The 6,079-nt window shown below is 42.0% G+C and carries 6 protein-coding genes; 2 read left to right on the top strand and 4 right to left on the bottom strand.

What is annotated here, in order from left to right; genetic code table 11:
- The first annotated feature begins 114 nt into the window (after positions 1-114).
- Positions 115-1,491: a PEP-CTERM sorting domain-containing protein gene (locus tag BGL89_RS06930; protein WP_286825064.1), complete on the top strand. Its 1,377-nt coding sequence runs from the start codon at positions 115-117 to the stop codon at positions 1,489-1,491.
- 88 nt (positions 1,492-1,579) lie between these two features.
- Here BGL89_RS06930 and BGL89_RS06925 read toward each other — a convergent pair whose 3' ends face one another.
- The 3 genes from BGL89_RS06925 to BGL89_RS06915 form a co-directional block, all read right to left on the bottom strand.
- Positions 1,580-2,356 carry a WD40 repeat domain-containing protein gene (locus BGL89_RS06925; protein ID WP_286825063.1) on the bottom strand — a complete coding sequence of 259 codons (777 nt, stop codon included), beginning with the start codon at positions 2,354-2,356 and terminating at the stop codon, positions 1,580-1,582.
- 275 nt (positions 2,357-2,631) lie between these two features.
- On the bottom strand, positions 2,632-3,759 hold the full coding sequence (locus tag BGL89_RS06920) for a 5-(carboxyamino)imidazole ribonucleotide synthase (protein WP_286825062.1): 1,128 nt from the start codon (positions 3,757-3,759) through the stop codon (positions 2,632-2,634).
- Complete coding sequence (locus BGL89_RS06915) at positions 3,756-4,265, bottom strand: pentapeptide repeat-containing protein (RefSeq protein WP_193957832.1); 510 nt, start codon at positions 4,263-4,265, stop codon at positions 3,756-3,758. Before BGL89_RS06915 ends, BGL89_RS06920 begins: the two co-directional genes overlap by 4 nt.
- Before the next feature lie 260 nt (positions 4,266-4,525).
- On the opposite strand from BGL89_RS06915, the gene BGL89_RS06910 reads away from it, so the two are divergent.
- On the top strand, positions 4,526-5,389 hold the full coding sequence (locus BGL89_RS06910) for a branched-chain amino acid ABC transporter permease (RefSeq protein ID WP_286825061.1): 864 nt from the start codon (positions 4,526-4,528) through the stop codon (positions 5,387-5,389).
- A 119-nt stretch (positions 5,390-5,508) separates the two neighbouring features.
- Here BGL89_RS06910 and BGL89_RS06905 read toward each other — a convergent pair whose 3' ends face one another.
- Entirely contained in the window at positions 5,509-5,892 is a 384-nt protein-coding gene (locus tag BGL89_RS06905) for a DUF4346 domain-containing protein (protein ID WP_286825060.1), read from the bottom strand.
- Between the last annotated feature and the right edge of the window lie 187 nt (positions 5,893-6,079).

The following is a 6,079-nucleotide window of genomic DNA, read 5'->3' as shown; positions in this document are numbered from 1 at the left end:
AGAATATCCGCAAAATAGTCCTAAAAGTCTTGCCCAATAAGCACTTCAGGATTCCATAAGCCAAAATTATCACACAAAGTCGAGAAGAGCCTTTTATTTTTGAAATGGCGACTTATGAAAATCACAAAAAGCATCCTCTTGGCAGTTCCCCTGCTGTTATCAGGTCCCTTATCCCACGGAGTAATTGCACAGACAGCTCCAACAACTCGCTTCCAAGGAAATATTTCAGGGGTTTTCACCGGTGCAGACACTGGGGTTGTTACCGGTTTAGGGACTAATAATTTCACCTGGGGCGTAGGATCACCACCACCACCGGGTCGCTTGACTTTTACGGGAAAACCATTTGATGTCAATGTTACGACTGGATACGTTTACGGACCTCGGGCTAGGAATGATCGGGAAGTTTTTTCTTTAGGTACGCTGGACTATTTTAATGGCACAATTCAACGAGGGACAGAAGCTAACAGCGTCCGACTAGATGTGACAACGCAGGTGACTTCTCCAGTAGGAACTAATCCTACAACTTTTCAAGCTCCACTCAACTTGATCAACTCTCCCAATACAAGCGATCCGATTGCCAGTGCCGACTCGGTTTTTCTTCCTAAAAATCTACCGCCAGTAGTCATGCAAACACTAGGTGGCGCTCCTATAACTCTGGAAATACCTGGTTTTGGGACAATTACAGGAAGCGGGTTTTCTACAATCGACCAGTTCTTTGTCTTAGAAGGGGGAGCGGCTACAGCTGATTTGCTAGGTCGGTTTGTACCAGCTTGTGAGCCAATTGTCAACGGAGCTACCTCTGTTTCCATCAGTGGTCCGACCATCACAGCAACTTTTCAACCCAAATTTAATCTGACAATTTCTCAGGCTGCTCAGCTTTGTGGTTATGATCACTTCAATTGGTATCAAGTCATTGATACCGATCCCAACCCTCCTGGTGGTTTATCTGTACCTTATGTAGATCCACCTATAGGAGGTGGACCTGCTTTCGGAGGCTTTGCAGATAACCTACCTTTTTATTGGGATGAACAAGGAGCAACTGGTACAGGCTATCATCTCCAAGACAATTTAACAGCAAATACATTGCACTATGAAGATACACCTTCTGAACCTAGCTTGACAGCTGGACAATTTCTCGGTTTCAACACCTTTCTTGTTGGAGTATTGCCTGATAATACTTGGGATACACTCTATGCTTTCAGTTGGAAGAGTAACTTTAACGGAACAGTCGGAGGAGTAAGTAGTCGGCGTACTATTGGCTCTCCAGATCCAGGTGGCACAGGTGGTGTATTCGATCTCCAACTCGATCTTAATCCTGATGAAGTACCAGAAGAAGTAAGGAATCTAATGGAAAGAGATGGTTCTCGAAATGCCTCTACCACAATTGAACCTGCTGCCAAAGTACCTGAACCTTCGACACTACTGGGAACTATTCTCGCTTTAGGGGTTGGGCTTTTCTCCAGGAAAGCCAAGAAAAATCAGAAGCATTGATGCAATGAGTTGAGTAACATTACCATCTGCCAAGGTTACTCAAAAAAAAACTAACACTCCTCAACCAGCTTGACTTGAGGAGTTTTTTTTATAATTTTTGCAGTTTATTTGTCATTAAGTCAAACCGCCAATTTGCTGTTACATAGCGCCTTTCATTTTCAACATAGTGGGGATAATTTTCTATATCATAAAATTGTGAATTATTAGAAAACTTTCCTAATTGAAAAATCCTCAACTTAGAAAATTCCTCATTTTCCTGACAATTGTTAACATCAAACAATTTGCTATAACGAATACTCCTTCTTAACGGGCCAGTTCCAGGATAGTATTCGTCACTTTCTGGTCTGCCAGTAGCAAAGAGAACTGCGAGAAAATGATCGTTGGCTGAAAATACAAACTTCTCAGGTCCGACTGTAGTAACATTTTCCAGTTGGCACGCCAACGTCAGTTTTGGATAGTTATACAAGCGCAGCTTGCCTTCGCTATAAGTTAAGAATTTTTTTTCGTTATGAGAAAATCCATAAATCCTTTGTGGGAAAGTGGCGAGTTGACGGCCGGTTTCTAAATCCCAAAAAGCTGCCCGATCTTTTTGAGATGTAACAAGAGTTTTTCCGTCTGCTAAAAGTAAAATCTCTCTGACGACAACACCTGTTGCCATGTGAAAATTATAAATAACTTCCCCTGTAGTTTTGCTTTTAACAATAATTTGACCGCTGCGATTACCAATAATTTGATAAGCTATAGTTCTTGTCATTCCTGCTTCTAAATTATTTCTTTGAATTGGATTATGCGACAATAAAATGCCAATAATTCCGAGAATAACGATGATGATTTTTAGAGCAATTAGCTGGAATTTTTCTCTCATGCCTAAATTTTTATTAATGCAAAGGACACCAGGACACGGCCAATTCAAGTCTGAATTGCATCAGGATATATTACTGTTTACTGTTTACTGTTCACTGAAAATACTCCCCAATTCATAATTCATAAGTGGGTGGTTGGAATTAAATATAAGATGAACGTAGGTTGGGCTTCGGCCTTGATCTCAGCCGAACGGTTGAAGCATGAAACCCAACGCCCGCTCATGTTACGCTACCGCTAACCCATCCTACAAATAATTGTACCTCCCTACTTAATTCCCTAACAACCATACCAAAGCTTTTCTATCTGCTTTGCTAGGGCTGATAACTCAGAGCGATCGGTTGTATCTCTTAACAGGGTGACATGGCCTAATTTTCGACCGGGACGGGATTTTTTACCATACCAAAAAACGTGAGCCTCCGGAATTGCTGCTAAAACTGCTCGTTTTTCGGCGTAATCGCCGTCACTATCCTCAAAACCTAATAAATTAACCATGACTGCCCCGGCAGATTTTAAATCCGTGGCTCCGAGGGGCAAATTAGCCACTGCTTGCAGTTGTAGGGCAAATTGGGAGGTAAGACAGGCAGAGAGGCTGTAATGACCCGAATTATGGGTACGGGGAGCGATTTCATTAATCAATACCTCTCCCTGGGAAGTGACAAATAATTCCATCCCGAAAACCCCCACCGCCGACAAACTACTTAACAGATGACGGGCGATAGGTTCGGTTTGAGCGTGTAAAGATTGATTAAGAGTGGCTGGAGCGATTACCCAGTGACAGACTTGCTCCTCTTGATGGGTTTCCACCACGGGATAGGTGACGATTTCCCCAGTTAATCCCCTAGCGGCAACGATGGCTAATTCGCGCTCGTAGGGAATATAAGCTTCTAACATCAAGTCAAGAGGCTCTAATTGCGGCTTTTTGGCGTTTAATTCTTCAGGAGTGCGAATAATAAAGGTTCCTTGACCATCATAACCGTGTCGTCGCGCTTTCAGCACCAGCGGAAAAGGATAATTTTCTAGTTGGGATAAATTATCTATCGCCCAAAAATCAGGCACAGGCAACCCTAGGGAGCGTAAATAACATCTTTGCTCGTATTTATCCAATAGGGGGCGCAGATTTGCCAAACTAGGATAGAATTTCACTCCTGTGGCCGCTAATTCTTCTAGGGCATCTAAATTAACAAACTCATTTTCAAACGTGATCAGATCACAATGTTGAGCTAGTTTTTTTGTGCCTTCCACGTCAGCTATTTCTGCGAAGACAACCCCGTCAGCTAAAGCAACGGCGGGATCGTCGGGGTGTGGTGTTTGTACAATTAGAGAAATGCCTAATTTCTTGGCTTCCTGTGCCATCATCCAAGCTAATTGTCCACCACCAATAACACCAACCCTTTTTTGCATCATTGATCACATCCTAAAGATTCCGGGGTAGAGACGCCGGTTTTTGAGTTTACACCCTCGGCTCTTTCACAGAGATTTTTGATTTGTTGAGCGTCAAGCACGGCAAAACTAAAATCAGCACCGTTGATGTTTACTCCCTCGAAAATGGTACGCAGCATGATCGCTTCGGCAAAAATGGCATCGCTTAAATCAGAATTTTTAAAGGTACTCAGATAGGCTAACCCATTGGTTAAGTCCGCTCCATGAAAGTTGCCTTCGATGATAGAGGCTCCGTTAAACACCGCCCCGCGCAAATCGGCAGAACTAAAGTTAGAATCTTGGAGATTAACGTTAGTAAATTGGGCAGATTGCAAATTTTGTCCCGAAAAATCCTTTCCTGTCAGATTCTGGTTTTCATAACTGGCATTGGCTCCTGTGACAGCAGCAGAACTGGCAGCTAAGGCATTGACAGGAGATAGGATAAATAGTACGGCAAAAAAAGCGATCGCTAATCGAAAGATAGTCTTCATCAGGGGAAAATTCCATCAGTGGGCATTCTTGATTTTATAGCAGTAAGCCATCGGCCGTCAGCTTTTCGCTGGCCGCTAGAAATTGCTGGCACAGAAACCTTTATAATAGCTGTCTAAGCTTATACTGCCATGCAATTTAGTCTAAACAAAAATATTTAAGCAACGGACTGTCAGCTTTCAGCTAAATACAAAAGTTAATTAATTTTCTCTCTCCTGACTCCTATTTCTAAGGACAATTTCTGATTTATACAAGAGGTTTGATGGATACATCGCAACTTTTATTCAATGGTTTAGCCGTCGGCAGTATTATTGCTCTGGCTGCTGTTGGGTTAACCCTTACCTGTGGCATTTTGCGTCTGTCTAATTTTGCCCACGGCGATTTTATGACTTTGGGTGCTTACATAACTTGGGTGGTAAATGCTCAAGGGATTAATCTCTGGTTAGCGATGCTGGTGGGGGCAGCGGTGACAGCTATTGCCATGCTCATTGCCGAGAGATTATTGTGGAAACCCATGCGCGATCGACGGGCTGATTCTACCACTTTAATTATTATTTCGATCGGTTTGGCTTTATTTCTTCGCAATGGTATTTTAATGATCTGGGGCGGTAGTAATCAACGCTACGATCTGCCTGTGATGACCGCTACAGAAATTTTTGGGATTAAAGTAGCTTTCGATCGCTTGTTAGTCATTGGTTTGGCAATTATAGTTATTATTGCCCTCCATTTGTTATTGCAAAAAACTAAGATCGGTAAGGCGATGCGCGCCGTAGCTGACAGCACCGATTTAGCTAGAGTAACCGGAATTAACGTCGAATGGGTTGTCTTCTGGACATGGATAATTACGGGAGTTTTAACTGCTTTAGCCGGAGCGATGTTCGGGTTAATTACTGGGGGAGTGCGTCCCAATATGGGCTGGTTTTTAATCTTACCAATGTTTGCCGCCGTGATTTTAGGTGGTATTGGTAATCCCTACGGAGCGATTGCCGGGGCTTTAATTATTGGTGTTGCCCAAGAAATTAGTGTTCCCTTAATTGGTTCTGATTATAAATTAGCCGTGGCTTTATTAATTATGATCTTGCTGTTATTATTCCGTCCCCAAGGTTTATTTAAAGGCACGGTTTAACAGTTATCAGTTATCAGTTATCAGTTATCAGATGTAAGTTTTAAGTTATTTACTTATTTATCTTCATCTTTATCCCTGTTTACTGATTACTGTTTACTGATCACTGACAAGCCCAATTTTTAATCCTGAATATATTCTTCCCCGGTAATTAAAGCGTATTCAGCGCGGGTAAATTCTCGACCTAAATAAGCAGCATGATCGAACATAGTAATTGGACAAGGTTGGTTTTCTTCGATCACTTTGACGGCTAATTCTTTGGCGGTTCTTGCGGTGTAAATAGTCTCAGGATTGCGATCAAGTTTTTGCCTAACACCGATAACTTTTCCCGTTTCTGGATCGACGGCTAAACCTTTTTCATTGATAATATTGCTGTAATGTTTGGCACAGATTAACCCTGCTTCTCGGTCTAGATAAATAATAAAATATCCTCCGGGATCGAGAGCGATCGGACGTTTGGAAAGTTGATGATCAATAGCTGTGATTTGGGATTTTAATTCGCTCATTTTCTTGACAAAATCACTTAAATATGTAGATGAAAGCAAGAGCAAATTATATCACATACCATCATCCTTTTTCTAGAGCATTTTGTAAGTAGGGTCTGCTGAATAAATCTAAAAACCTTGTTGGATAATATCTTTAGGCTTTTTTGAAATCAAAAAGTGCCATTTCTTGGAGTGGTCGGGGGGAAAA

This window comes from Microcystis sp. LSC13-02 (assembly GCA_002282935.1).
Classification (GTDB): Bacteria; Cyanobacteriota; Cyanobacteriia; order Cyanobacteriales; family Microcystaceae; genus Microcystis.
This window is presented reverse-complemented; position numbering and strand designations above follow the sequence as displayed.

Coding starts and splice junctions, on each gene's coding strand:
- BGL89_RS06930 (WP_286825064.1), top strand. CDS start 115: ATGAAAATCACAAAAAGCATCCTCTTGGCAGTTCCCCTGCTGTTATCA.
- BGL89_RS06925 (WP_286825063.1), bottom strand. CDS start 2,356: ATGAGAGAAAAATTCCAGCTAATTGCTCTAAAAATCATCATCGTTATT.
- BGL89_RS06920 (WP_286825062.1), bottom strand. CDS start 3,759: ATGATGCAAAAAAGGGTTGGTGTTATTGGTGGTGGACAATTAGCTTGG.
- BGL89_RS06915 (WP_193957832.1), bottom strand. CDS start 4,265: ATGAAGACTATCTTTCGATTAGCGATCGCTTTTTTTGCCGTACTATTT.
- BGL89_RS06910 (WP_286825061.1), top strand. CDS start 4,526: ATGGATACATCGCAACTTTTATTCAATGGTTTAGCCGTCGGCAGTATT.
- BGL89_RS06905 (WP_286825060.1), bottom strand. CDS start 5,892: ATGAGCGAATTAAAATCCCAAATCACAGCTATTGATCATCAACTTTCC.